This window comes from Luteimonas sp. MJ250 (assembly GCF_039548455.1).
Classification (GTDB): domain Bacteria; phylum Pseudomonadota; class Gammaproteobacteria; order Xanthomonadales; family Xanthomonadaceae; genus Luteimonas.
The window spans coordinates 105,108-131,248 of the sequence record NZ_JBCLVB010000011.1 but is presented as its reverse complement, the minus strand read 5'-3'; the positions used below and the strand labels follow the sequence as shown (position 1 = coordinate 131,248).

25 protein-coding genes are annotated in these 26,141 nt (G+C 70.9%); 19 read left to right on the top strand and 6 right to left on the bottom strand.

Going from position 1 to position 26,141, the window contains the following annotated elements:
* Both sctS and sctT read left to right on the top strand, forming a co-directional pair.
* Positions 1–267: a type III secretion system export apparatus subunit SctS gene (gene sctS, locus WCE37_RS07265; protein ID WP_343254474.1), complete on the top strand. Its 267-nt coding sequence runs from the start codon at positions 1–3 to the stop codon at positions 265–267.
* 3 nt (positions 268–270) lie between these two features.
* Complete coding sequence (gene sctT / locus WCE37_RS07260) at positions 271–1,050, top strand: type III secretion system export apparatus subunit SctT (protein ID WP_343254475.1); 780 nt, start codon at positions 271–273, stop codon at positions 1,048–1,050.
* A 3-nt stretch (positions 1,051–1,053) separates the two neighbouring features.
* Here the strand turns inward: sctT and sctU are convergent, their stop codons facing one another.
* Positions 1,054–2,112, bottom strand: a complete 1,059-nt coding sequence (gene sctU, locus WCE37_RS07255) for a type III secretion system export apparatus subunit SctU (RefSeq protein WP_343278759.1) — start codon at positions 2,110–2,112, stop codon at positions 1,054–1,056.
* 222 nt (positions 2,113–2,334) lie between these two features.
* Between sctU and WCE37_RS07250 the strand changes: the two genes are divergently transcribed.
* From WCE37_RS07250 to plsB, 4 genes are all read left to right on the top strand, one after another.
* Entirely contained in the window at positions 2,335–2,652 is a 318-nt protein-coding gene (locus WCE37_RS07250; protein WP_343278758.1) for a hypothetical protein, read from the top strand.
* A gap of 45 nt (positions 2,653–2,697) precedes the next feature.
* Positions 2,698–3,375, top strand: coding sequence for a hypothetical protein (locus WCE37_RS07245; protein ID WP_343278757.1), 678 nt, complete (start codon positions 2,698–2,700; stop codon positions 3,373–3,375).
* Positions 3,376–3,444: 69 nt separating this feature from the next.
* Entirely contained in the window at positions 3,445–4,386 is a 942-nt protein-coding gene (locus WCE37_RS07240; RefSeq protein ID WP_343278756.1) for a hypothetical protein, read from the top strand.
* Positions 4,361–6,964, top strand: coding sequence for a glycerol-3-phosphate 1-O-acyltransferase PlsB (gene plsB, locus WCE37_RS07235; protein WP_343279169.1), 2,604 nt, complete (start codon positions 4,361–4,363; stop codon positions 6,962–6,964). Before WCE37_RS07240 ends, plsB begins: the two co-directional genes overlap by 26 nt.
* A gap of 79 nt (positions 6,965–7,043) precedes the next feature.
* On the opposite strand, the gene WCE37_RS07230 is transcribed toward plsB, so the two are convergent.
* Positions 7,044–7,259 carry a YdcH family protein gene (locus WCE37_RS07230; protein ID WP_343254481.1) on the bottom strand — a complete coding sequence of 72 codons (216 nt, stop codon included), beginning with the start codon at positions 7,257–7,259 and terminating at the stop codon, positions 7,044–7,046.
* Between the two features lie 262 nt (positions 7,260–7,521).
* On the opposite strand from WCE37_RS07230, the gene WCE37_RS07225 reads away from it, so the two are divergent.
* From WCE37_RS07225 to WCE37_RS07215, 3 genes are all read left to right on the top strand, one after another.
* A complete protein-coding gene (locus WCE37_RS07225; protein WP_343254482.1) occupies positions 7,522–8,427 on the top strand; it encodes a recombination-associated protein RdgC in 906 nt (301 codons plus the stop codon).
* 71 nt (positions 8,428–8,498) lie between these two features.
* Complete coding sequence (locus WCE37_RS07220) at positions 8,499–9,302, top strand: SprT family zinc-dependent metalloprotease (RefSeq protein WP_343278755.1); 804 nt, start codon at positions 8,499–8,501, stop codon at positions 9,300–9,302.
* A gap of 50 nt (positions 9,303–9,352) precedes the next feature.
* On the top strand, positions 9,353–9,859 hold the full coding sequence (locus WCE37_RS07215) for a hypothetical protein (protein WP_343278754.1): 507 nt from the start codon (positions 9,353–9,355) through the stop codon (positions 9,857–9,859).
* A gap of 7 nt (positions 9,860–9,866) precedes the next feature.
* Here the strand turns inward: WCE37_RS07215 and WCE37_RS07210 are convergent, their stop codons facing one another.
* Positions 9,867–10,709 (bottom strand): alpha/beta hydrolase, encoded by an 843-nt coding sequence (locus WCE37_RS07210; RefSeq protein ID WP_343279168.1) that lies wholly within the window; start codon positions 10,707–10,709, stop codon positions 9,867–9,869.
* Positions 10,709–11,674: a ferrochelatase gene (hemH, locus tag WCE37_RS07205; RefSeq protein WP_343278753.1), complete on the bottom strand. Its 966-nt coding sequence runs from the start codon at positions 11,672–11,674 to the stop codon at positions 10,709–10,711. The genes WCE37_RS07210 and hemH overlap by 1 nt, the downstream gene beginning before the upstream one ends.
* 196 nt (positions 11,675–11,870) lie before the next feature.
* Here hemH and WCE37_RS07200 point away from each other — a divergent pair, with 196 nt between their 5' ends.
* The 5 genes from WCE37_RS07200 (at position 11,871) to WCE37_RS07180 (ending at position 14,999) form a co-directional block, all read left to right on the top strand.
* Positions 11,871–12,794 carry a lipid-binding SYLF domain-containing protein gene (locus WCE37_RS07200; RefSeq protein WP_343278752.1) on the top strand — a complete coding sequence of 308 codons (924 nt, stop codon included), beginning with the start codon at positions 11,871–11,873 and terminating at the stop codon, positions 12,792–12,794.
* Between the two features lie 78 nt (positions 12,795–12,872).
* Entirely contained in the window at positions 12,873–13,097 is a 225-nt protein-coding gene (tatA, locus tag WCE37_RS07195; protein ID WP_343254487.1) for a Sec-independent protein translocase subunit TatA, read from the top strand.
* Between the two features lie 24 nt (positions 13,098–13,121).
* Positions 13,122–13,538, top strand: coding sequence for a Sec-independent protein translocase protein TatB (gene tatB, locus WCE37_RS07190; RefSeq protein ID WP_343254488.1), 417 nt, complete (start codon positions 13,122–13,124; stop codon positions 13,536–13,538).
* A complete protein-coding gene (gene tatC, locus WCE37_RS07185; protein WP_343254489.1) occupies positions 13,525–14,277 on the top strand; it encodes a twin-arginine translocase subunit TatC in 753 nt (250 codons plus the stop codon). The genes tatB and tatC overlap by 14 nt, the downstream gene beginning before the upstream one ends.
* Entirely contained in the window at positions 14,277–14,999 is a 723-nt protein-coding gene (locus WCE37_RS07180) for an RDD family protein (protein ID WP_343278751.1), read from the top strand. The genes tatC and WCE37_RS07180 overlap by 1 nt, the downstream gene beginning before the upstream one ends.
* A 6-nt stretch (positions 15,000–15,005) precedes the next feature.
* On the opposite strand, the gene WCE37_RS07175 is transcribed toward WCE37_RS07180, so the two are convergent.
* Together WCE37_RS07175 and WCE37_RS07170 are read right to left on the bottom strand one after the other, a co-directional pair.
* A complete protein-coding gene (locus tag WCE37_RS07175) occupies positions 15,006–15,914 on the bottom strand; it encodes a hypothetical protein (RefSeq protein WP_343254491.1) in 909 nt (302 codons plus the stop codon).
* 65 nt (positions 15,915–15,979) lie between these two features.
* Positions 15,980–16,708 (bottom strand): glutamine amidotransferase, encoded by a 729-nt coding sequence (locus WCE37_RS07170; protein ID WP_343278750.1) that lies wholly within the window; start codon positions 16,706–16,708, stop codon positions 15,980–15,982.
* A 99-nt stretch (positions 16,709–16,807) separates the two neighbouring features.
* Between WCE37_RS07170 and glyQ the strand changes: the two genes are divergently transcribed.
* The 5 genes from glyQ to WCE37_RS07145 all read left to right on the top strand — a co-directional run bounded on the left by glyQ (position 16,808) and on the right by WCE37_RS07145 (position 26,071).
* Entirely contained in the window at positions 16,808–17,719 is a 912-nt protein-coding gene (gene glyQ, locus WCE37_RS07165) for a glycine--tRNA ligase subunit alpha (protein WP_343278749.1), read from the top strand.
* A 16-nt stretch (positions 17,720–17,735) separates the two neighbouring features.
* On the top strand, positions 17,736–17,975 hold the full coding sequence (locus tag WCE37_RS07160; RefSeq protein WP_343278748.1) for a hypothetical protein: 240 nt from the start codon (positions 17,736–17,738) through the stop codon (positions 17,973–17,975).
* A complete protein-coding gene (gene glyS / locus WCE37_RS07155) occupies positions 17,972–20,170 on the top strand; it encodes a glycine--tRNA ligase subunit beta (RefSeq protein WP_343278747.1) in 2,199 nt (732 codons plus the stop codon). Before WCE37_RS07160 ends, glyS begins: the two co-directional genes overlap by 4 nt.
* Positions 20,171–20,231: 61 nt before the next feature.
* Complete coding sequence (locus tag WCE37_RS07150) at positions 20,232–22,145, top strand: autotransporter assembly complex family protein (protein WP_343278746.1); 1,914 nt, start codon at positions 20,232–20,234, stop codon at positions 22,143–22,145.
* A complete protein-coding gene (locus tag WCE37_RS07145) occupies positions 22,145–26,071 on the top strand; it encodes a translocation/assembly module TamB domain-containing protein (RefSeq protein ID WP_343278745.1) in 3,927 nt (1,308 codons plus the stop codon). The genes WCE37_RS07150 and WCE37_RS07145 overlap by 1 nt, the downstream gene beginning before the upstream one ends.
* Positions 26,072–26,141 lie beyond the last annotated feature (70 nt).

The window sequence follows — 26,141 nt, the reverse complement described above, 5'->3', positions numbered from 1 at the left end:
GTGAACGAGGTCCTGGAACTCACCAAGGAGGCGCTGTTCCTGGTCATGCTGCTGTCAGGCCCTCCCATCGCCGCCGCCGCCCTGGTCGGACTGGTGATCGCGTTCCTGCAGGCAGCCACCCAGCTGCAGGAGCAGACCTTCGCCTACGCCTGCAAGTTCCTGGCGATCGTGCTGATGCTGTTCTTGACCGCGGCGCTGATCGGCGGCTCGCTGTTCAACTACACCGAACGCATCTTCCGCGACTTCCCGGGCCTGGTGCAGAAGTAAGCCGTGTTCGACTTCCTCGGCAATCCGCTGCTGGCGCTCGCGCTGGTCCTGCCGCGGGTCATCGGCGCGTTCCTGATGCTGCCGCTGATGACCAAGGAGACGGTGCCGGCGATGGTGCGCAACAGCTTCATGGTCAGCCTCGGCATCATCGTGTTGCCGATGGCGCTGGCCGGGCTGCCGATGGAGAGCCTGGGCGTGATCGAGTGGCCGCTGATCGTGCTCAAGGAGGTGTTCATCGGGGTCACGATCGGCTTCTGCTTCGGCATCGTGTTCTGGGCCGTGGCCGCGGTCGGCAGCGTGGTCGACACCCAGGTGGGCATGTCGATGGCGCAGGTCTTCGATCCCATCCAGGGCCACCAGGTCACCCTGCACGGCGAATTCCTGTCGCAGCTGGCGACCTGGCTGTTCATGGCCAGCGGCGCGTTCCTGGTGTTCCTGGACCTGCTGATGGGCAGCTACGTGCTCTGGCCGGTGACCTCGCACTTCCCCGACCTGCCCGCGGCCGGCATGAACCTGTTCGTGGGCCAGTTCAACTTCATGATGACCACCGTGCTGGTGATGGCCGCGCCGATCATGGTCATCCTGCTCATCATCGACCTGTCGTTCGGCCTGGTGAACCGGTATGCACCGCAGCTCAACGTGTTCGCGCTGACGCTGCCGATCAAGGCCTGGCTTGCGACCGCGCTGATCCTGCTGCTGCTGGGGGTGTACGTGGAGATCGTGCTGCAGAGACTGGGCAGCAACCGCCACCTGCTGCGCGTGCTGGAGCAGGCCCTGGGCTGAGCCTCATTCGCCGCGGCGGATGCCCTCGGCCCAGAACAGCACTTCAGCCACCGCGTCGAAGAACTCGGTGGCGATGTAGTCGTCGACCTCGACCTTCTCGTTGAGGCCGCGCGCCAGCGGCACGTTCTGCAGGATCGGCACCCCGGCCTCCTCGGCCGCGCGCTTGATCTCTTCGGCCTGGTGGCCCTCGCCCTTGGCCACGACCACCGGCAGGTCGGTGTCACCGGCTTCGAACCGCAACGCGACTGCGATATGGGTTGGATTGGTCACGACGACGTTCGACCCCCGGACGGCATTGAGCATGTTCTGCTGCGACCACTCCTGGTGCAACTGCTTGCGGCGCTGCTTCACGTAGGGGTCGCCCTCGTTCTCCTTGACCTCCTGCTTGATGTCGCGGCGGCTCATGCGCAGCTGCTTGAGGTAGGAGTATTTCTGGTACCAGGCGTCGAGCACCGAAACGAAGAAGAACACGCCGATGGTCCAGATGCCGATCCGGAGCAGGCCGTGCCAGATCGCGGTACCCATCGCCTCCGGCGGCGCGTACGGCAGCATCAGCAGGCTGTGGCGCATGCCGTAAAGCACCACGCCGCCGATGAACAGCAGCGCGATGCTCTTGAAGAAGGCTTTCACCAGTTCGACCAGGTTGTCCATCGAGAACATCTTCTTGATGCCCTCGACCGGGTTCAGCTTCGACATGTCCGGGGTGAGCTTCTTCATGCTCACCACCGGCCCGGCCTGCAGGAATTCGACCACCAGCCCCAGGAACAGGGCCAGCAGCAGCAACGGCACGCTCAGCGCCACCAGCACCCAGAACGCCTGGATGCCGAGCGCCGGCGCGGCCTCCGCGAACGGCGTGCCGATCGCGGCCAGGCTGGCATCGAACAGCGCGCGAAGCCGGTCCCACATGTAGCCGAGCATCATCCAGCCACCAAGCAGCCAGCCCAGTACGAGCACCGTGCTGGTCAACTCCTTGCTCTTGCTGACGTTCGCGTCCTTGCGCGCGTCGCGGAGTTTTTTCTGGGTCGGCGGCTCGGTTCTGTCGGCGCCCTCGTCCTTCGCCATCGTGTCCTCCGGAGTGCCCCGGAAAGCTAGCATGCCCGCCGTTGCACAAGCGCCGGCGCAGGCAGGCGAACGACGGGCCAGCCCGCGCCCGCACGGCTTCAACGTGGAAAGAGAGCTGAACGGAATTCCGGAACTAGGGTTCCCCCGAGGTGGCAAGCAGTCCCCGTGGCGATAGAGTCCTCCCATCGCCACCAATCCCCTCCGCAGGTCCTGCAGCGCCCCATGAGCACCATCGGTCCCGACTCCCATCTCAACCTCGCTTCCAGCCTGCACCGGATTGACGGGCAGCAGGACGACCTGCGTCGCCAGCAGGGTGGGGATGCGCATGAGGTCCAGGGCAGCAGTCCCGTCGCGGAAGCCGAAGCCGCACCGGCCGCACTGGCCGATGCCGGTGAGCGCGTGCTCACCGCTCCGGCCTGGGAGGCCGCCAGCGGCCGCATGCTGGCCGGCGACCTTGGCCTGGAAGCACGGCTGGGCGGCATGCCACTGGCCCAGGCGGCGGAAAGCGCCGTGGACTCGGTGCTCGACGCCTTCAACTGAGCCCGACAGGCACCGGCCTGCCGCAGCCGCGATAATGCCGCGGCCATGAACGAATCCCTGCCCACCCCGGACGCCCTGCGCACGGCCGCCGACCGCCTGGTTTCGGCGCTGGCCGCGCACTCCGATCCCGAATACCGCCTGGCCGTGCTCAAGCGCCTGGTGCGACGCCTGGGCGAGGAGCAATACCCGCTGTTCCTGCGCCTGGTCGGCGTGGTCGCCGAGAGCGACGACGAGCGCGCGCAGAGGCTGCTGGCCGAAACCTTCGGCGTGGCGCTGCGGCGGATGGACCTGCCGGGCGGCGCGCTCAGCTCCTGGGGAGCGACCGGTCTGCCAGACCATGGGGCACCGGTGGCAGCCAGCGCGCTGTCGGGGCATTTTTTCGGCGCCACGCCACGGCGCATGCTCGGGCCCGTGGAGTACCTGGTGGTCTGGCACCTGCAGCGCACCCAGCGCACCGCGCTCTCGGTCGATGGCTTCCGCAGCAGCCTTGCGCGGATGATCACCATGTTCAACCGCAGCGAGGAAGCGCGCACGCTGTATCCGCAGAAGCTCGCCGCCGACGCCCAGAACGAACTCGAGGGCGCGTACACGCGCGCCACGCGCGACCGGCTGTCGGCGATCGCGGCCGCCTGGGCGGCCGGTGAGACCCCGGAGCGGGTCGCGGAAGCAGCCGCCGACGCCCCGGCGGCGGCCGCGCATGGCTGGATCGTCCGCGACCTGTGACCGCGTAGCTTGCCGCCGGCGCCGGGCGGTGGCCAAGATGCGCCGTCCGGGGGAGGGGAAACTCCAGCCATGTCGATGCCATCGATCCTGAAGTCGCTGCTGGTCGCCACGGTCGTGGCCGGCCTGCTTGCGGCCTGTCGCCCGGTGCCGCCGGAGGCACAGGCCCCTGCCGGCAGCGACCTCAGTCGGCCCGCGCACGCGGTCGAAGTGCTGGCCGGCCACATGCGCACGGGCGATTTCGCAGCATTCTCCCGCGACGCGGTGCCGCCTGCGTTGCATGCCCGGCTGCAGACCGCCTGGCTCGCCGGCGACACGCGCTGGCCGCTGGACGAACTGCCGTTCGCCGAGCAACTGCCCGCCGTGCTGGCCGCGCTGGCCGCACCCGATGCCGAGGACAGGCTTGAAGCCGACTTCAGGCGCCAGTTCGCAGGCTCCGACCGCGAGCTGCGAGCCGCGGCCGCCACCATGGGCATGTTCGGGGTCCAGTACGTCGAGTACCAGGGCGATTTCAGCGATGCCGAGCGCGCGCACTACGTGCAGCTGGTGGCCGCGATGGCGCAGTGGGCGGCTGGCGCGCCGCTGGCCGACCGCGCGCTGGCCCGGGCAGCGATTCCGCGCCTGGTCGCCGCGGCACGCGCCGCGGGCCCGACCACCGCCGAAGGCATCGCAGCGGCCGGAATGGATGCATCGCTCGAGCGCCTGGGCGCCTTCGCCAACGAGGCCAAGCGCATATTCGCGGGACACGGCCTGGATCTCGACGCCAGCTTCGACAGTGTCCAGGCTTCGCTGCAGGTCCAACAGGGCGACCAGGCCACCGTGCGCCTGCGCTACACCCTCGCCGGCCATCCCATCGATACCCTGGTCCCCGTTGAACGCATCGACGGCCGCTGGTACCTCAGCGATTACCTGCGCCACGCTCGTGAAGCCGTCCGCTCCGCCGACCCGCCTGCGGGGCCGCAGCCCGCGCTTGGGCATAATGTCGACGATGCCAAGCCAGCCTTCCCTGTTTGAGCCCGGCCCGGCGCCTGCCGCCCCGGTGCGCGCGGCCCGCCGTCCACGACCGTGGTGGGCGCGCCTGCTCGGGCGCCTGCTGGCACCCTGGATCGGGCTGAGCATCGAGCCGCAGGGCCCGGGCGACAGCCTCGATGGCCGCCAGGTCTGCTATGTGCTCGAGGACTACGGCATGTCCAACGCCCTGATCCTCGACCGCGCCTGCCGGGAGGCCGGGCTGCCATCGCCCCTGGTGCCGCTGCCCGGCGACCTGCTGGGCCGCAAGCGCGCCTACGTCGCGCTGTCGCGGCGCAACGCCGGCAGCGCCCTGGACCTGGCCACCCGGATCGCCACCCAGCGCAAGCCCCAGAAGAAGAAAAGCCACTCCGACTCGCTGGCGCGCCTGCTCGAGGCCCACCACGAGGATCCGGCGCTGGACGTGCAGCTGGTGCCGGTGTCGATCTTCGTCGGCCGCGCGCCGGACAAGAACAGCGGCTGGTTTTCGGTGCTGTTTTCGGAGAACTGGGCGATCGTCGGCCGCTTCCGGCGCCTGCTTGCGATCCTGCTCAACGGCCGCGACACCCTGGTGCGCTTCGCGCCGCCGGTGGCCGTGCGCGACATCATCGCCGAAGGCCTCGAGCCGGAGCGCGAGGTGCGCAAGCTGTCGCGCCTGCTGCGCACCCACTTCAACCGCATCCGCGCCGCGGTCATCGGCCCCGACCTCTCGACCCGGCGCCTGCTGGTGGACAAGGTGCTGTCCTCGGGCCCCGTGCGCGAGGCCATCGCCGACCAGGCCCGGCGCGAGGGCGGCGATGCCGCCAAGGGCCAGGCCGAGGCCTGGAAGAAGGCCCACGGCTACGCCTACGAGATCGCCGCCGACTATTCGCATCCGGTCGTGCGCTCGGCCAGCTTCCTGCTGACCACGGTCTGGAACCGGATCTTCCGCGGCGTGCTGGTCCACCACCTCGACCAGCTCAAGGCGGTGGCTCCCGGCAACGAGATCGTCTACGTGCCCTGCCATCGCAGCCACATGGACTACCTGCTGCTGAGCTACCTGCTGTACACGCGCGGCATCGTGCCGCCGCACATCGCCGCCGGCATCAACCTCAACCTCCCGGTGATCGGCACCATCCTGCGCAAGGGCGGCGCGTTCTTCATCCGCCGCAGCTTCCGCGGCAACGCGCTGTATTCGGCGGTGTTCACCGAGTACGTGGCGCAGCTGGTGGCCGGCGGCTATTCGATCGAATACTTCATCGAAGGCGGGCGCTCGCGCACCGGCCGCCTGCTGCAGCCCAAGGGCGGCATGGTGGCGATGACCGTGCGTGCCTTCGTGCGCCAGCCGACGCGCCCGGTGCTGTTCCAGCCGGTGTACATCGGCTACGAGAAGCTGATGGAGGGCAACAGCTATTTCGACGAACTCTCCGGCAAACCCAAGGAGGGCGAGTCGATCTGGGCGCTGCTGTGGGGCATTCCGAAGGTGCTGCGGCAGAACTACGGCCAGGTGGTGGTGAACTTCGGCGAGCCGATCGCGCTGGCCGACGTGCTGGCCGAACACGCGGTCGACTGGGACGGCAAACCGCTGTCCGACGAGGACAAGCCGCAGTGGCTGGCGACCACCGTCGACGCCACCGCGCAGCGCATCCAGGAGCGCGTCAACAGCGCCGCCGACGTCAACCCGATCAACCTGCTGGCGCTGGCGCTGCTGTCCACGCCCAAGCACGCCATGGGCGAGGGCGACCTGACCGCGCAGATCGTGCTGTCGAAGAAGCTGTTGGCCGAAGTGCCCTACAGCGCGCTGGTGACGGTGACCCCGCATTCGCCGGAGCAGATCATCGCCCACGGCGAGGAGATCGGCGTGCTGCACCGCGTGGTCCACCCGCTGGGCGACGTGCTGCGCGTCGACGGCGAGACCGCGGTGCTGCTTTCGTACTTCCGCAACAACGTGGTCCACCTGTTCACCGCCTCGGCCTGGATCGCGTGCTGTTTCCTGCACAACCGGCGCATGGCGCGCGAAACCCTGCTGCGCATCGGCCGCGGGATGTATCCCTTCCTGCAGGGCGAGCTGTTCCTGCCCTGGGACGAAGAAGGCTTTTCCGCGCGCATCGATGCCACCATCGACCTGTTCGTCCGCGAAGGCCTGCTGGAGCGGGTCAGCGAGGACGACGGCGGCATCCTCGCCCGGCAGGCGGGACAGTCCGACGAGGTGTTCCGCCTGCGCGCGATCGGGCATCCGCTGCAGCAGGCCTTCGAGCGCTACTACATCGCGATCTCGGTGCTGGCAAAGAACGGCTCCGGCGCGCTCGGTGCCGGCGAACTCGAGAGCCTGTGCCAGCTCGCCGCGCAGCGCCTGAGCCTGCTGTACGCGCCCGCGGCACCCGAGTTCTTCGACAGGGCGCTGTTCCGCGGCTTCATCCAGAAGCTGCGTGAAATGGGGCTGGTCAGGCTGGACCAGAACAGCAAGCTCGCCTTCGACGAACGCCTGGCCTCGTTCGCGCGCGACGCCAAGTTGATCCTGGGCCGCGAGCTCCGGCACACGATCGAGAAGATCAGCCCCGAAGCGGCCCGGGGAGGAGAGGCGCCGGGCGCGCAAGGGGGCTGATGTAGCGGCAACAACGCGGCCCGCCGCCGGCGACCGGGACGCGTCCGCAGGCAAGCTTGCCGGCTTCCTGTCCGGTCATTCAGGCCGGCTCGTCGGGGATCAGCGCCGACTCCAGGCGCTCGATGCAATCCCTGAGCTGCAGCTTCTGCTTCTTCAAGCGCTTGACCAGCAGCTCGTCGGCGCCCGGGTCGAGCTGCAGGCGCGAGATCGCGACATCCAGGTCGCGGTGCTCCGTCTTCAACTCCAGCAGGCGCTGGGCGAGTCGGCTCTGCTCGGGCGTGTCCGGGGAATCCATGCCCCGCCGAGGTTACACGCTGTCCGCGAACGGCGCCGGTAGAATGCATGCTCCATGAGCACCGTCCCGTCCATCGCCGAACCCGCGCCCCGCGCCCGCAACCGGCTGGCCGACGAACCAGGCGTCGCGCCGCACGCCGGCAACGCGTCCTGATGCTCCGTCAACGCTCGTCCCGACCCGCATCCGCGGGCCGCCGCCGCGTCGCCTGAGACAGCGCGCGCACATCCTGACCCCCCCACATCGACCACGGCAGCCATTCCCCATGTTCTTCCGCAACCTGACCCTGTTCCGCTTTCCCAAATCGCTCGACCTGGATGGCCTTGAAGAGGCGCTTGCCACCCATCCGCTCAAGCCCGTCGGGCCGCTGGAGCTGTCGTCCAGCGGCTTCGTCGCCGCGCTCGGCCGCGAGTCGGAGGCCTACAGCCATCGCCTCAACGACGCCGCATGGGTCGCGGTCGGGGGTGAAGACCGGCTGCTGCCAGGCGCCGTGGTCAACGACATGCTCGCGCGCAAGCTCGACGAAGCCGAGGAGCGCGAAGGCCGCCGCCCCGGTGGCCGCGCGCGCAAGCGCATGAAGGACGAGTTGATCCACGAACTGCTGCCGCGCGCCTTCGTCCGGCCCTCGCGCACCGACGCGATGCTCGACCTCAAGCACGGCCTGTGCATCGTCGATACCTCCTCGCGCAAGAACGCCGAGGCGGTGGTCTCCGCTCTGCGCCAGGCGCTGGGCAGCTTCCCGGCGCTGCCGGCGAACGCCGAAGTCGCGCCGCGCAGCGTGCTGACCGGCTGGATCGCGGGCGAGCCGCTGCCCGAAGGCCTGTCGCTGGGCGAGGAGTGCGAGCTCAAGGACGGCAACGACACCGGCGCGATCGTGAAGTGCCAGCGCCAGGACCTGGGCAGCGACGAGATCAGCCACCACCTCGAGGCCGGCAAGCAGGTCACGAAGCTGGCGCTGGTGCTCGACGACCACGTCTCGTTCGTGCTGGGCGAGGACCTGGTGCTGCGCAAGCTCAAGTTCCTCGACGGCGCAGTGGACCAGCTCGAAGGCGGCGACCGCGATGACATGCGCGCCGAACTCGATGCGCGCTTCATGCTGATGTCGGCCGAAGTGCGGCGTCTGTTCGAGATCCTCGAGCCGGCGCTGAAGCTGTCGCGCGTCGACGCCTGAGCGCGCTCGCGCGGAACGCGACGTCGTGCATGCACGCACATCGCGTGCGTCCGCGCCGGTAGAATCCACGCATGTCGTCCCTGCTCCGCCTGCTGCTCACGAAGTCCCCGGCACCGGGCACCCGCAACATCCAGCGCGACACCATCGCGCTGGCGATGGACGACGGCAGCGAGGTCGCGGTGCTGCGCGTGCGCGACCCGCGCGCGCGCCGCCTGCGGCTGTCGGTCGACGAACGCGGTGCGCGCCTGACCCTGCCTCCGCGCGCCAGCGTGGTCTCGGGCGAACGCTTCCTCGAACTGCACCGCGACTGGCTGCTGGCCCAGCTGCGCGCGCACGCGATCGACGACATCGTCGCGCCGCTGGAACGCGGCACCACGCCGGCGCTGCCGCTGCGCGGGGCAATGGTCCCGCTCCGCTGGGAACCCGGTCGCTATGCATGCGTCGTCCGCGACGGCGACGGCCTGGTGTTCCGCCACACCGGTCGCGGCGGCGACGACGCGCTCCGCCGCGCCCTGCGCGATTTCTACGAAGGCGAGGCCCGCGCCGACATCGGCGCGTGGCTGCCGCGCTACCTGCCGGGGCTGCCGCGCGCGCCGGCGCGCGTGCGCCTGAGGGCGATGTCCTCGCAGTGGGGTTCACTGGCGCCCGACGGCACGCTCGCGCTCGACCTGGCCCTGGTGCTGGGCCGGCCGGCCGCGTTCGAATACGTGCTGGTGCATGAGCTCTGCCACTTGGTGCATGCCGACCATTCGCCGGCGTTCTGGGCTGAAGTCGAGGCCCGCTGCCCCGACTGGCGCATCGAGCGCGACTGGTTCCGCGAGCATGGCCGGCGACTCAAGGCGATGCTGAGGGTGCTGTCCGGTCCACCCGTCTGACATCGTTGTACGGATCAGGCCCCCACGTCGGCGAGTCCGGAGCGAGTCCAATGCACCCCCCACTGCTTCCCGTGCTCCTGGCCGGCCTGGTACTCCTGGGAAGCGGCTGCCAGAACGCCGCGGACGCCGCGGCCGAAGCCGCGATCGAGCGCGCCACGGGCAAGCAGATCAACGTGGCTCGCGACGGCGACCGGCTGGACATCCGCGGCGGCGATGGTGCAATGAGCATCGCCGCGGGCGATGGCGTCGCGCTGCCGACGGACTTCCCCGGCGATGTGTTCCTGCCGGCGAGCTACGGCATCGACAGCGTGATGGACGTCGGTGGCGCGCGACTGGTGAGCCTGGAGGCGGAGGGTTCGGTCACATCGATGTTCAAGGCCGCGCGTACCGACATGCAGCGCAAGGGCTGGTCGCAGACACTGGCGATGCAGCAGGCCGACAGCGCCATGCTCGGTTTCAGCCACGGCGAGCGGGAAGCCACCTACACCTTCACCGGCCGCAATGGCCAGCAGCTCATGGTCGGCATCCAGCTGCGCGACAGGTCCACGCGGCACTGAGCCGCGCTCAGCCGGCGAGAAAGCCACCGATCGCGGCGGCGACCGCCTGCGGATCCTCCATGTGCAGATGGTGCCCACCGGGCAGCACCTGCAGCTCGCCGGCGGGCAGCAGCGCGGCGCGCGCGCGGCGCACGGGATCAGGCAGGTAGGGCTGGGCGGGTTCGGCGAACAGCACCCGGGTCGGGCAGGCGATGCCGGCCACCAGGTCCTCGACCTGCGCCTCGGTCATGCGCACCATCGTCGGCAGGGTCAGGCGCGGATCGCTGCTCCAGCTCCAGCCGCCGTCCACCGCAAGCGTGCCGCGCTCGACCAGCAGCCGCGCGGCGGCATCACCCAGACCGTTGGCCTTCATCCGTGCGCGCACCGCGACATCAAGGTCCGGGAACACGCGCATGCGCTTGGCATCGAGCGCGCGCGTGGACGCCACCGCTTCGCGCAGCCGCTCGACGGTGCGGCCGGGCTCTTCGGGCAGCGCGCCCAGGGCTTCGATGGCCACCAGGCGCTCGATGCGGTCGGGGCAGGCCGCGGCCACCAGGCTGGCGATGCCCGCGCCCATCGAATGCCCGAGCAGCGCGAAGCGATCCCAGCCCAGCGCATCGGCGACGTCGAGCACGGTATGCACGGCACCGGCGAAGGAGTAGTCCATGCCGCGGGGCAGGTGGTCGCTCGCGCCGTGTCCGGGCAGGTCCGGCGCCACCAGGTCGACCGCGCCGAGCAGCGGCGCCAGCGGCACGAAGCTTGCGGCGTTGTCGAGCCAGCCATGCAGGGCCAGCACGCGCGGTGCGCCGGCTTCGCCCATGCGCAGGCCGCGCACGATGCCCATCGGCAGCGCGAGCGCGAAGTCGCGCATCAGCGCCATGCGTCGAACCCGCGGGTGGCGATCGCCGCGAGCGCAGCGGCGTGCGCCGGCGCATCGTTGAGGCAGGGGATATAGGAGAGCTCCGCGCCGCCGGCCTCGCGGAAGAACTCCGCGTTCTGCAGCGCGATCTCCTCCAGCGTTTCCAGGCAGTCGGCGGCGAAGCCCGGGCAGGCGACGTCGACGCGGCGGACGCCCTCGGCGGGCAGGCCGCGGACGGTGGCATCGGTGGCCGGCGACAGCCACTTGCCGCCGCCGAAGCGCGACTGGAACGTGGCCTGCCAGGCATCGTCGGACAGGTCGAGCGCGGCGGCGATCGCGCGCGCGCCGGCGAGACACTGCTGCTGGTAGGGATCGCCCTGGTCGACCAGGCGCTGCGGGATGCCGTGGAAGGAGAACAGCAGCCGGTCGCCGCGACCGCGGGCCGCCCAGTGCGCGCGGATCGAGTCGGCGACCGCGGCCACCCACGCGGGATCGACGTGGTAGTCCTCGACCATGCGCGCGGCCGGCATCTCGCGCGCGACAACGTCGGCCATCGAGGCGGTGGTGGTGGTCGAGTACTGCGGGTACAGGGGCAATACCAGCACGCGCGCGCCCTGGCCGCGCAGTTCGCGCAGCCGGCGGGTGAACGCGGGTTCGCCATAGCGCATCACGTGTTCGACATGCACGCCGGGCAGCAGCGCCTGCACCGCCTGCGCCAGCCGGCGGGTGTGCACTTCCAGGGGCGAGCCGCCATCCATCCACACCTCGGCGTATTTGTGCGCGACCTTGCGCGAGCGCAGCGGCAACACCACCAGCCGCAGCAGCGGCTGCCAGAACAGGCGCGGCAGCTGCACCACGCGGGGGTCGGACAGGAACTCGAGGAGGTAGCGCGACACGGCGCCCGCGGTCGGCGCGGAGGGCGTGCCAAGGTTGGCCAGCAACAGGACGTCGCGGGCTGGAGGCGTGGCTTCGATCATGATCGGCTGCTGGCGTCTTGCGTGCGGGCGTGGCCCACCAGTGTACGGTCCGGCAATGCGGTCCGGAGCGGCAGCACCCAGGCTCACCGCCGATTCATGGCTACGCGCATAGCCTGACGGCCCACGCGGCGCGGTCGACATCGCACGCCCCGGGTCGCATCCTCCCAATACCGCCGCATCCGCCACGGAGTCGTCCATGACCGCCAAGCGCCACCTGCTCCGCCTGCCCGTCCTCGCCGCCGCGCTGTGCCTTGCGCTGGTTGCCGCGCCTGCGTCCGCCGGCCCCGAAGAGGATGCGCGCGCGCTCAACGCGGTGCGCGTGCTCACCGACATCCAGGCCATCCCGGAGTCGGCGATTCCGGAGAAGCTGTTCGACGAAGGCCACGCGATCGTGGTCGTGCCCGACACCATCAAGGTGGGCCTGGTGATCGGCGGCCGCCGCGGCCACGGCCTGATGTCGGTGAAGAATCCCGACGGCACCTGGTCGAACCCGAGCTTCGTCAAGCTCACCGGCGGCAGCATCGGCTTCCAGGCCGGCGTGCAATCGGCCGACGTGGTGCTGGTATTCCGCAGCCAGCGCGGCCTGGAGTCGATCGTCAACGGCAAGTTCACCCTCGGCGCCGACGCCGGGGTTGCCGCCGGGCCGGTGGGCCGCAACGCGTCGACCGCCACCGACGGCGAGCTCAAGGCCGAGATCTGGTCGTGGTCGCGTGCGCGCGGACTGTTCGCCGGGGTGGCGCTTGATGGCGCCGTGCTCTCGATCGACGACGAGGCCAACGAGGCCGCCTATGGCCGCGACACCACGCCACGGATGATCTTCGAGGGCCGCGCCACCGGCCAGCCTTCGGCCGCGGTGGTCGACTTTCGCGACAGCCTGGAAGAGGCCACGGCATTGGCGCGTGCCAATCGCGGCACCGATGGAGCCTCGGGCGCCACCGCCGGAGCGGGCACCGCGCCGGCCGCAGCGCCCGCACCCGTCGTCGAGACCGCGCCAATCCGCTCCGACAGCGTGCCGCCGCAGGGCCCCAGCGCGTTCCAGCCGGTCGACGACGCCCCGGTGACCTCCGAGCCGCTTCCGGCCGACGGCCTGCCGGCGCCGCTTCCCGATCCCATCGACTGACGCGCCGGATGCAGCGCCCGCGGCCCATACCGCGGGCGACTTGGTATCCTGAGCGCCCGAATACACGCAGGTAGCGGCATGGGCAGTTTCAGCATCTGGCATTGGATCATCGTCTTGGTGGTCGTGCTGCTGATCTTCGGTACCAAGCGCCTCCGCGGTGCCGGCCGCGACCTGGGCGAAGCCGTCAAGGGCTTCAAAAAGGGCATCGCCGACGAAGACGACAAGCCGGCCGGCCAGCTCGGCGACCAGACCCGCGACGGTGAGCGCAAGACCGAGCGCGACGACGACACCGTGCAGCGCTGATCCCGGCGCGGCGGTCCGCACGGCATGTTCGACCTCGGCTTCACCGAACTGGTGCTGGTGGCGCTGGTGGCGCTGGTGGTGCTCGGCCCCGAGCGCCTGCCAAAGGCCGCGCGCTTTGCCGGCCTGTGGGTGCGGCGCGCGCGCGCGCAGTGGTATTCGGTGAAGTCCGAACTCGAGCGCGAACTGGCCGCCGACGAACTGAAGCAGAACCTCGACGCCGCGCGCACCGCGGCCACCGACCTCGAGCGCGAAGTGCGCACGGCGGTCACTGACGTCGACCGCGACGTGCGCCAGACCGGCGAAGACGCGCAGCGCGGACTCGTGGCGCTTCGCGACGAGCTTGCCGGCGGCGTGGAGCCCGGCGCCAGCGCCGACGCGGCTGACTCTGCAACCAGCGACGTGCCCCCGCCGGCCAACGGAGATACCGATGGCCGGCGCTGAGGGTGAAGGCCACATCTTCGACCACCTGCTCGAGCTGCGCAGCCGGATCATGCGCGGGCTGGCCGGCCTGGGCGTGGTGCTGCTGGTGCTGCTGCCGTTCGCCAACAGGCTCTATGCCTGGCTGTCGGCGCCGCTGGTGGCCAAGCTGCCCGAAGGTGCGCACCTGATCGCGGTCGAGGTCGCCTCGCCGTTCTTCGCGCCGCTGAAACTCGCGTTCTTCGCCGCCGTGGTGCTGAGCATGCCGTGGCTGCTCTACCAGGCCTGGTCGTTCGTGGCGCCGGGGCTGTACAAGCGCGAGAAGCACCTCGCGCTGCCGCTCCTGGCAAGCTCGCTGCTGCTGTTCTACGCCGGCTGCGCGTTCGCCTTCTACGTCGTGCTGCCCTCGGTGTTCGGCTTCCTCACCATGGTCACGCCCGAGGGCGTGGAAATGATGACCGACATCAACGCCTACCTCGACTTCGTGCTGGTGATCTTCCTCGCCTTCGGCATCAGCTTCGAGCTGCCGGTGGCGCTGGTGATCCTGGTGCTGATGGGCTGGGTGACGCCGGCGCAGCTGAAGGAATCGCGCGGCTACGCGATCGTCGGCATCTTCATCCTGGCCGCGGTCATCACCCCGCCGGACGTGATCTCGCAGCTGCTGCTGGCGATCCCGATGTGCCTGCTGTACGAAGCCGGGATCATCGCCGCGCGCATGGTCGCGCCGCGGCCCGACGCCGCCGGCGACAGCGGCACCGGCTGATGCGCCCCGCCGGCTTCTGGCGGCGCTGCGCGGCATGGACGCTGGATGCGGCGCTGGTGGCACTGCCGGTGCTGTTGCTGTGCCGGGATGCCATGCACAGGGCGGCGGCAACGTTCACGCAATCCTGGGGCGCGCTGGTCGATGCCGTGGCGCAGCGCATGGCGGCGATGATCCTGTCCCCCGCCACGTCCGCTTCGACAGCCCCGGGCCCGGGCGCCATGACCAGCCTGGCCCGCGACTCGCTGCGCGATCCAGCCCTGCTCGCGGCCGCGGCCGACCTCCAGGCGGCGCTGATCGGGCTGCTGTGGCTGCCGATGGCGGCCTTCGTGACCCTGTTCCTGGCATGGTGCGTCGGCTTCGAACGCTCACCGCTGCAGGCCACGCCAGGCAAGCGCGCGCTCGGCCTGCGCGCGGTCGACCTCGCCGGCGGCCGCATCGGGACAGGTGTAGCGCTCGCAAGGTTCCTGGCCGGCACCCTCTCCTGGCTGAGCCTCAACATCGGCCACCTGCTGGCCGGCCTTGCGCCCGATCATGCCGCCCTGCACGACCGGCTCAGCCGGACCCGCGTGGTGCTTGCACCCGGCGCACCGGAGCGGATGCCGCCATGGGCCACGGCCTGGCTGATCGTCCAGGCGGTGGCGTGGCTGATAGCCCTGGCCTGGGCCGCGCAGGCGATGGCCGTGCCGATGCAGGCGGCGCTGGACCGGGCGCTGTGGGGCTGAGCCCCGTCAGGCCACTACTTCGTGCTGGCTGCCACCCTCGGCCGGACCGTCGCAGACATCGCGCCACATGTAGTACATGACCCCGAACATCACCACGTACAGCGCAACCATCGCTGCAAGATAGGCCGGCGCGGCAAGCACCATGCCCAGCGCCGGATGCACCATGCTGCCCACGCCCATCAGCACCGCCACGACCAGGCCCAGCAGCAGCAGCGCCACCATCCCGGCCACCGTCACCACGATGCTCAGCACCAGCAGCGGCAGCAGGTTGCGCAGGGCGCCAAGCAGGCCGTCGCCCAGGGCTTCGCCGATGCGGCGACCACCCAGGGCGACCTGCCCCAGGGCGATCGCGTAGGCACCGTTGAAAAACATGCCGACGATGAACAGCAGGCCGAGGAAGGTGCCGAGGCCGCTCGGCAGCGGCGGCAGCACCGGCGTGGTGCCGGGCTCCGCGCCCTCGAGCGCCTCGAACACCGAACCGATCTGGGCGAAGAAGTCGCCGCCAAAGGCGAACGCCACGGCGCCGAACAGCACCATGCCGACCGCGATCAGCCCCAGCAGCACGCCAATCACGCGGCCGGCGCCCTGGCCGCCGCCGAAGACATCGAAGATCGCCGCCGCGCGGGTTGGCGCACCGGATTCGCTGGCGTGCAAGAGCCGCAGGTAGCCCGCGAACAGCGGCCCCATCACCAGCAGCGAAAACAGCACCGAGAAGCCCATCAGCGCGATCATCACCCCGGCGCTGGTGACGCCCAGGACGCTCTGCACCACGATCTGGATGAGGCTGGGCACCAGTGCAACCAGCATCATCAGCGCCGCGCCGCCAAGGACCGCGCGCGGGTTGCCGCCGCCCAGGTTCACGGCGTTCATCAGCCAGCGCCAGCCGGAAGCCGGGCCCATCGTGCGTGTACTCATCCAGTGTCCCCGGGTAGCAGTGTGTCCGTGGCGACGCCACGCCCGCTTATCGTAACCCGGCGACCTCAGGCGTGGCGGCGTGCGCGGCGCACGAAGCGGCGCAATACCCGTCGCGCGTCCGGCGCGGCGCGCACGGCCGCGCGCATGGCGGCCGGGTCCAGGCCTTCGGCGGCCAGGCTGTCGCGGCGTGCGTCGATATAGCCGCGCATGTGGCCGGCGCTGAATTCCGGGTGGAACTGCACGCCCCAGGCCGCGTCGCCCCAGCGGAAGGCGTGGTAGCCGTCGAGGTCGGAAGAGGCAAGCGCGACGGCGCCGGAGGGGAGTCCAAGCACGCTCTGCAGGTGGGTGGCCTGGGCCAGGAAGCGCTCCGGCAGGCCGGCGAACAGCGGATCGCCTTTGGCCTCCGGACCCGGGTCGATGGCGACGGTGCCCATCTCGCGGCCGCGGGGGTTGTCGGCGACCGTGCCGCCCAGCGCGTGCGCCAGCAGCTGGTGGCCATAGCAGATGCCGAACAGCTGCGCGCCCTCGTGGGCCGCGTCGCGAAGCCAGTCGGCCGTGCGCTCGCTCCAGGGCTCGCGGTCGCTGACCATGGCGCCGGAGCCGCTGACCAGCACGCCGGCATAGTCGCGATGCGACGGCGGCGCGTCACCGGACTGCACATCGACCACCTCGACTTCGCCGCGCGACAGCCCGGCGGCGGTGCGGATCCAGTGCGCGAAGCTGCCGTGGCGGCGCATCGAAGCCACGGGCCGGCCGGTCTCGAGGACCAGGAAAGGAGGTGTGTTCCGGGACATGCAGTGCAACCTTCGACGTGCGGCCGCGGGGCGCGCGGGGGCGGCCGCTATACTAGCCCGCCCTCCATCCACGCCGCCTCCGGCGGGCACGGACCGCGCATGACCGCACCCACTTTCCAGCAGCTGATCCAGCGGCTCAACGACTTCTGGGCCGCGCAGGGCTGCGTGCTGGTCCAGCCGCTCGACCTCGAGGTCGGCGCCGGCACCTTCCACCCGGCGACGTTCCTGCGTTCGCTCGGGCCGGAGCCGTGGAACGCCGCCTACGTGCAGCCCTGCCGCCGTCCCACCGACGGCCGCTACGGCGAGAACCCCAACCGCCTGCAGCGCTACTACCAGTACCAGGTGGTGATGAAGCCCTCGCCCGACAACATCGTCGAGCTCTATTTCGAATCGCTGAAGAGCGTCGGCGTGGACCCGCTGGTGCACGACCTGCGCCTGGTCGAGGACAACTGGGAATCGCCGACGCTCGGCGCCTGGGGCCTGGGCTGGGAAGTCTGGTTGAACGGCATGGAAGTGACCCAGTTCACCTGGTTCCAGCAGGCCGGCGGCATCGAGTGCAAGCCGGTGCTGGGCGAGATCACCTACGGCCTCGAGCGCCTGTGCATGTACCTGCAGAACGTCGACGACGTGTTCGACCTGGTGTGGACGCACGGCCCCGACGGCACGCCGGTCACCTATCGCGACGTGTACCACCAGAACGAAGTCGAACAGAGCACGTACAACTTCGAGCACGCCGACGTCGCCGAGCTGTTCCACCGCTTCGACGCCTGTGAGGCCGAGGCGATGAAGCTGGTGGAACTCGGCCTGCCGCTGCCCGCCTACGAGCAGGTGATGAAGGCCAGCCACAGCTTCAACATGCTCGATGCCCGGCGCGCGATCAGCGTCACCGAGCGCCAGCGCTACATCCTGCGCGTGCGCAGGCTGTCGCAGGCGGTCGCCGAAGCCTATTTCGCGCAGCGCGAGAAGCTCGGCTTCCCCGGGCTGAAGTCCGCCGCGAAGAACGTCGCCTGACAGGGAGCCACAGCGCATGACCGAGATCTTCTCCATTGCATTCGTCTACGCCTGGTCCGCGCCGGTGGCGTTCGGATTCTTCGCCGCGTACTGGGCGCAGCAGACCGGGCGCAATGCGTGGCTCTGGCTGCTGTTCGGCGTGCTGCTGATGCCGCTGGCCGGCATCGTCCTGCTGATGCTCAACGGCGACCGCAAACCGACCACGCCGGGCAACGGCCTGGGCCACCTCATCGCGGTCAACAAGGACCTTCCGTGACCGATACCGCTCCACTCCTGATCGAACTGGGCACCGACGAACTTCCCGTCGCCGCGCTGCCGGGCCTGGCACGCGCGTTCCTCGACGGAGTCCGCGACGCACTCACCGCGCGTGGCATCGCCTTCGCAGAGGGCGCACGGCCGCTGTACGGACCGCGCCGGCTCGCCGTCCTGCTGGACGGGGTGGCCACGGTGCAACCCGACCGCGCGTCCGAAGTGCTGGGCCCCTACGTCAACATCGCCCTGGACGCCGAAGGCCAGCCGACGCGAGCGCTGCAGGGTTTCGCGCAGAAGGCCGGCGTCGACTGGAGCACGCTCGAACGCAGCACCGACCAGAAGGGCGAGCGTTTCGTGCACCGCTCGGTGACAACCGGCGCCGCCACGCGCGACCTGCTGCCCGAGGTGCTGGACGAAGCCATCGCGGCGATCCCGGTGCCCAAGGCGATGCGCTGGGGCGCGCATGCGCACGCCTTCGCCCGCCCCGTGCACTGGCTGGTGGTGCTGCTCGGCGGCGACGTGGTGCCGGCCAGTGCCTTCGGCATCGCGTCCGACCGCATGAGCCGTGGCCATCGCTTCATGCATGACAGGCCGGCCTGGATCGGCGCACCCGGCGACTACGTCGACGCGCTGCGCGGTGCGAAGGTGCTGGTGGATCCCGAAGAGCGCCGCGCCGCCATCATCTCCGGCGTCGAGGCCGCAGCCACGAAGCTCGGCGGCACCGCGCGCATCGAGCCCGGCAACCTGGCGCAGGTGGAATGCCTGGTCGAATGGCCATCGGCCGTGGCCTGCTCCTTCGACCCCGGCTTCCTGGCCGTGCCGCAGGAGGCGCTGGTGGCGACCATGGAAGCCAACCAGAAGTTCTTCCCGGTGCTGGGCGGGGACGGCCGCCTGACCGAGCACTTCATCGGCGTGGCCAACATCGCCTCGCGCGACGAATCCGAAGTGCGCAAGGGTTACGAACGAGTGATCCGCCCGCGCTTCGCCGACGCCCGCTTCTTCTTCATCGAAGACATGAAGCAGGGCCTGTCGGCGATGAACGACGGCCTGGCCACCGTGACCTACCAGGCGAAGCTCGGCAGCGTGGCCGACAAGGCCGCGCGCGTGGCCGCATTGGCGAAGGCGCTGGCACCGGCGGCGGGGATCGACGCGGCGCTTGCGCGCCAGACCGCGCTGCTGTCGAAGGCCGACCTGCAGTCACGCATGGTCAACGAATTCCCCGAGCTGCAGGGCATCGCCGGGCGCTATTACGCGATCCAGGATCCAGCGCTTGCGGGACTGTCCCCAGGCGATCGCGAGGCGCTGGCCAACGCGCTGGACGAAGCCTGGCAGCCCCGCGGCGCCGGCGACGCCATCGCGCCTTCGCCGCTGGGCCGGCTGCTGGCGATCGCCGAACGCATCGACACCCTGGCCGGCGGCTTCGCGGCCGGGCTCAAGCCCACCGGCAACAAGGATCCTTTCGCCCTGCGCCGCAACGCGCTGGCGCTTGCGCGCACGATCATCGAAGGCGGGCTGGAGCTGGATGTCCACGGAATGCTGGACTCCGCGCGTCGGCTGGCATTGGCCGCCATGGTCGACACCGCCGACTCCGCACTCGCCTCGGCAAGCGGCGAGAAAGAGCAAGCCCGCGCCCGCAAGTCCCTGGAGCAGGCGGTCGCCGAACGCGACGCGGACCAGCATTCCGCCGTCGATGAACTCTACGACTTCGTCATCGAGCGCCTGCGCGGCTACTACGCCGGCCGCGGCGTGCCGGTGCAGCAGTTCAATGCCGTGGCCGCGCTGCGCCCGGCATCGCTGCGCGACTTCGACCGCCGCATCGACGCCATCGCCAGCTTCGCGAAGCTGCCCGAGGCCGAGGCCCTGGCCGCCGCCGACAAGCGCATCCGCAACATCCTGCGCAAGGCCGAGGGCACGGTGCCCGATACCGTGGATCCCACGCTGCTGCACGAGCCGGCCGAACAGGCCCTGGCCGCCGCGGTGGAGTCCGCCTACGCCGACACCGGCGCGCCGCTTGCCGCCGGCAACTACGGCGATGCGCTCGCGCGCCTGGCCCGGCTGCGGCCGCAGGTCGATGCGTTCTTCGACGCGGTGATGGTCAACGCCGAAGATCCCGCCCTGCGCGGCAACCGCCTGGCGCTGCTGCAGCGGCTGTCCTCGCGACTGGGCAGCGTGGCGGCCATCGAACACCTGTCGGCCTGACACCGGGCCCGGGCCGGATTGCGTTAATCGCGCCTCGACACGCCCCCGGTATCATTCATCGATGCATCCGCCCCGCCGCGCACTCCTCGCCGCCCTTCTGCTCGCAGCCACCGGCGGCGCGCATGCCGTCAGCGTCTCCTCGGTCGAGGTCAAGGGCCTCGACGACGAGATGGAAGAAAACGTCCGCACGTCGCTGTCGCTGGTCGATGCCATCGGCGATGAACTGGGCTGGCGCCGCCTGGGCTACATGCTTCGCGCCGCGGATGACGAGACCCGCGAGGCGCTGGAACCCTTCGGCTACTACTCTCCGCGGATCGTGGTAGAGCGCGTGCGCAACGGCGAGCGCCGGGTGGTGCTGGACACCGCTGCGACCGAGGGCCAGGACGCGGCCGATACGGCGGCCGCGACCGCGGCCGTGGTCCGCGAGGCCGACCGGGACCCCGGGCGCGCGCGCGACGACGCGCAGGCGCCGATTTCGGTGGTGATCACGGTGGAACCCGGCGACCCCGTGCGCGTGCGCCGCGCCGACATCGCCATCATCGGCGACGGCCACGACGACCCCTACCTCAGCGAGGAGGTCGACGACTTCGTTCCGCGCGAGGGTTCTGTACTGCACCATCCGACCTACGAAGCCAGCAAGGCGCGGATCAGCCGCCGGCTGGCGGAGCGCGGTTATTTCGACGCCGATTTCTCCGCCCGCCGGGTCGCGGTCACCCGCGCCGAAGAAGCCGCCGACATCGAACTGGTCTGGACCAGCGGCGACCGCTATGACATGGGCGCCACGCGCTTCACGCAGGTGCCGCACGAGGTCGTCGACAACAGCCTGCTCGAACGCCTGGTGTATTGGGAAGAAGGCCAGTACTACCACCAGGGCCGCCTGGACCGCCTGCGCACCTCGCTCAATTCGCTGGATTATTTCAGCCGCGTCGACATCACCCCGCGCCCGGGGGAGGCCGGGGACGGCCGGGTGCCGGTGGACGTCACGCTCACGCCCGCCAAGCGCGATGTCTACAGCGCCGGCCTGAGCTACGGCACCGACAGCGGCGCCGGCGTTCGCCTCGGACAGGAGCGCCGTTACGTCAACCGCCGCGGGCACAAGGCGCTGTGGCAGGTGGACTATGCCCAGAACCGCAAGACCCTGACCCTGCAGTACCGCATCCCGGCCTTCCGATGGCTGGACGGCTGGTACACGGCCAGCCTGCAGGCCGCCGACGAGCAGACCGACTACATCGACACCCGGCGCATCGAGTTCGTCGCCAGCCGCAGCGGCCAGTACAACCGCAACCTCAACCTGGTGGCCTCGATGCACGCGCTGCGCGAGCGCTGGGCCTACGAGTACGAAGCCGACACCGACCCCACGACGCCACCGGTGTACCGGTATGCGACGTTCACCTATCCGTCGCTGCGCGCGACCTACGTCGACCTCGATGACGCACTGTTCCCGCGCGGCGGCTACAGCGGCAGCCTGCTGCTGCGCGGCGGCGTGGAAGGCGCGGGCTCCGAGGCCAGCTTCGCCCAGTTCCACGCGCGCGCGCACTGGTACCTGGGCATCGGCGACAGCGACCGCCTGATCCTGCGCGGCGAGTACGGCCGCACCGAAACCAGCGCCCTGGTCGACATGCCGCCGAGCCTGCGCTTCTACGCCGGCGGCGACGGCAGCATCCGCGGCTACGAATGGCGCGAGGTCGGCCCGCGCGTGGTCGACGACGACGACGACAGCTTCGCCCTGGGCGCGCGCCATGTGTTCACCGCCAGCGCCGAGTACGAACACTACTTCCGCGGCGGGCCCTGGGGCATCGGCGCCTTCGTCGACACCGGCAGCGCCTACGACGGCTCGCCCGACCTGCGCACCGGCGTCGGCGTCGGCCTGCGCTGGCAGACCCCGGTCGGCCCGCTGCGGCTGGATATCGCCCGCGGACTGGACGATCCGGATTCACCCTTCACCCTGCATCTCAACATCGGGACCAGCCTGTAATGGCCGGCACGCCCGACCCAACCCCCGAAGAGCGCGAGGCGCGGATCGCGGATCTGCGCGCGCGGCGCAAGGCACGCATGCGCGCGCTGGCGGTCCGCAGCGGCATCGGCATCGCGGCGCTGGTGGCGCTGGTGCTGGTGGTGGCGTGGTGGCTGCTGTCGACGCTTGGCGGCCGCGACTTCCTGCTGTCACAGGTGGTGTCGCGCCTGCCCGCCGGGACCACGCTGGAATGGCGCGATGCCGAAGGCCCGGCGTCCGGGCCGCTGACGCTGCACGACGTCGCCTTCCAGCAGCTGGTCTGCCCCGAAGTCGACGACACGCCGGTGCCCTACGGCCAGTGCGCGGCGCCCAACGCGCTGCGCTTCAGCGCCAGGCGGGTCACCATCGACCCGGCGCTGCGACCGCTGCTCGGCCGCGTGCTGCGCCTGGACGCGGCCGAGGTCGAGGGCGCGGTGCTGGAGCTGCCGCCGTCCGACGACGGCGAACCGTTCTCGCTGCCGCGCTGGCCCGAGGTGCTGCCGCAGATCGAACCACCGCTCGGCCTCCAGGCCGACGCCATCGAGATCGACGGTTTCCGCGTGCTGCGCGGCGGCGAGCCGATGATCGACATCGCCAGCGTCCGCGGCGGCATGGAGGCACGCAGCGGGCTGCTGCGCCTGCAGGACATCGTTGTCGACAGCGACCGCGGCGTGTTCAGGGCCGGCGGCGAGTACGCGCCCGGCGACGACTACCGCATGGACCTCACCGCCTCGGCGCTGCTGCCGGCGCCCGCGGGCAGCACGCGGCCGCGCCTTGGCCTGGTGGCACGCGGCAACGTGGCCGCGCTCGACGTGGCGCTGTCCGGGCATGCGCCGGCGCCGGTGCGCGCGCGCCTGGGCCTGCGCGGCGGCGAGGACGCGCCGCGCTGGACGTTCACCGCCGCCAGCGAAGCGCTCGATCCCGCGCTGCTGGCCGGCTTCGGCGAGCCCGGCACGCCGCTGGCCTTCGACCTTGACGCCCGCGGCACCGGCGGCCGCGCCGAGCTGCAGGGCGACATCGCCTACGGCGAATTCCGCGCCACCCTGCAGCCCTCGCTGGCCATCCTCGACGAACAGGTGCTGGAGTTCGATCCGCTGGTGGTCGACGTGCTCGGCGGCCGCATCACCGTCACCGGCCGCGGCGACTTCGCCGATCCGCAGGCCGCCAGCGTCCGCTACGCGGTGCTTGCGCGCGGCCTGGCCTGGGCACCGACGCCCGCGGACGGTACCGCCGCCGATCCCGCCGCGACCGTGCACGCCGACGCCGACATCGGCCTGGCCGGCACCGCCGAGGCCTGGGCCGTGGTCGGCGAGGCCACGCTCACCCGCGATGGCGAAGCCGCCGAGGTCGAGCTGCGTGGCCTCGGCGACCAGTCGCGCCTGGACCTGCGCAGCCTGGTCGCGCGCACGCCCGGCGGCAGTCTGGATGGCAGCGGGCACGTGGCCTGGGCGCCGGCGCCGGGTTGGTCGATCGATGCCGATCTCGCCGGCTTCGACCCCGGCTACTTCGCCCCCGATTTCAGCGGCGCGATCGACGGCCGCATTTCATCCACCGGCAGTACGCGCGACGACGGCGGCCTCGAGCTCACCGTCGATGCCAACGACCTTGGCGGCCAGCTGCGCGGACGCCGGCTCTCCGGCAGCGCCAGCGTCGCCATGCACGGCGCCGCCACCGGCAGCACCGCGCCGGCGGCCTACGAGGGCGAGGCCGCGCTCAGCGTCGGCGGCAGCCGGATCGACGCCCGCGGCCGCGTCGACCAGCGGCTCGACATTGAAGCGACGCTGGCGCCGCTGCAGCTCGACGACCTGCTGCCCGGCACCGCGGGACGCGTCCAGGGCACGCTCACCGTCGCCGGCGAGCGCAACACTCCCGACCTGCGCGCCGACCTCGACGGCAGCGGGCTGCGCTATGGCGACTACATCGCCGACAGCCTGCAGCTGCGTGGCCACCTGCCCTGGCGCAGCGGCGGCGGCGAGCTCGAGCTCGACGCGCGCGGCGTGCAGGCGGGCCTGGCCCTGGACACGCTGGCGCTGCGCGCGCGCGGTGCGGTCGAAGACCTGCAGCTCGACGCCGAGGCCCGCGGCGACATCGGCCACGCGACGCTGGCGGGCAGCGCCCGGCGCGGCGGCAACGGCCTCTGGCGCGGCGCGCTCGACGCGCTCCAGGTCGCCCCTGCGGTCGGTGCCACCTGGCGCCTGCAGTCCACGGCCGCCTTCGCCCAGGCAGCGGGCGGGCGCTGGACGCTGTCGCCGGCCTGCCTGGCCCCGGACGTCGGCGGCCACCTTTGCGCCAGCGCCGACTGGCCGCGGCAGGGGCTGTCGATCGACGGCGAACAGCTGCCGCTTGCCCTGGTCGCTCCGTACCTTCCCAAGCAGGGCAGCGGCCGCCCCTGGTTCCTCGAGGGCAATATCGACATCGACGGCCGCCTGCGTCCGGCCGGAACTGCCTGGCAGGGCCATTTCAACCTCGCCTCGGCCAGCGGTGCGCTGCGCACCAGCGCGCGCTCGCGCCGCGACGTGCTGTCCTACAGCGGCCTGGCCCTGGACGCGGAGTTCGATGCCAACCGCATCGCCGCCACGCTCGGCCTGGGCTTCAACGGCAGCGGCCGCATCGACGCGCAGCTGCGCACCGGCTGGGACGCGTACGCACCGCTGGAAGGCAATATCACCGCTGCCACCAGCGAGCTGACCTGGCTTGAACTGTTCTCGCCCGACATCGTCTCGCCCGAGGGACGCCTGGATGCCGACGTCAGCCTGGCCGGCACCCGCGCCCAACCGCGGCTTGGCGGCAGCGCGGCCCTGACCGGTTTCAGCGCCGAGATCCCGTCGCTTGCGATCGCGATCGTCGATGGCCAGGCCCGGCTGGAGGCCCTGCCCGACGGCAGCGCGCGCATCAGCGGCACGCTCGGCACCGGCGGCGACGGGCGATTGGCGATCGACGGCAACCTCGGCTGGCAAACGGAGGGCTCGCCGCTGCTGCTGCAGGTGCGCGGCGACAACGTGCTGCTGTCCGACACCCGCGACCTGCGCGCGGTCGCCAGCCCCGACATCGAGGTGCGCTATGCCGCCGGCCGGCCACTGCAGGTCAGCGGCCGGGTGCTGGTGCCCAGCGCACGCATGGACCTGGAGCGGCTCAGCGACGGCGTCTCGGCGTCGTCGGACGTGGTGGTGCTCGACCCGGTCGATCCCGACGAGGGACCGGCCATGGCGATGGAGCTCGACCTCACGCTCGCCATGGGCGATGACGTGCATCTGAACGGTTTCGGCCTCGAAGGCGAGCTGACCGGCGAGCTGCGCGTGCTCTCGCGCGCCGGTCGCGAGATGACCGGCCAGGGCATGCTCGAAGTCGGCGGCCGGTATGAAGCCTATGGCCAGGAGCTGGCGATCACCCGCGGCCGCCTTGAATGGTCGAACACGCCGGTCTCCGATCCGCTGCTCGACATCCGCGCCGAGCGCAAGGTCGGCGACGTGACCGCCGGCATCAACGTCGACGGCCGCGCCTCGGCGCCGCGCGCCCGGGTCTGGACCGATCCCGCCAGCGACGAGTCGGAAGCCCTGGCCCTGCTCGCGCTGGGACGTCCGCTGTCGAGCCTGAGCGGCCGCCAGGCCAGCGACCTCGATGCCGCATCCGCGGCGCTCAACGCCGGCGGCAGCCTGCTGGCAGGGCAGCTGGGCAAGCAGATCGGCCTCGACGACGCCGGCGTGATGGAGTCGCGCGCGCTCGGCGGCAGCGTGCTCGGCATCGGCAAGCAGCTGTCACCGCGGCTCTACGTCGGCTTCGGCGTGTCCCTGCTGGGCACCGGCCAGGTGCTGACGCTGAAGTACCTGCTGCGCAAGGGCTTCGACGTTGAAGTCGAATCCAGCACCCTGGAAAGCCGCGGCTCGGTCAACTACCGCCACGAACGCTAGCCGGCTTTCGCTGGAGCGGCTGCAGCCGTGAAGCCATTGTGGGAGCAGCTATAGCTGCGAAGCCGCTCCC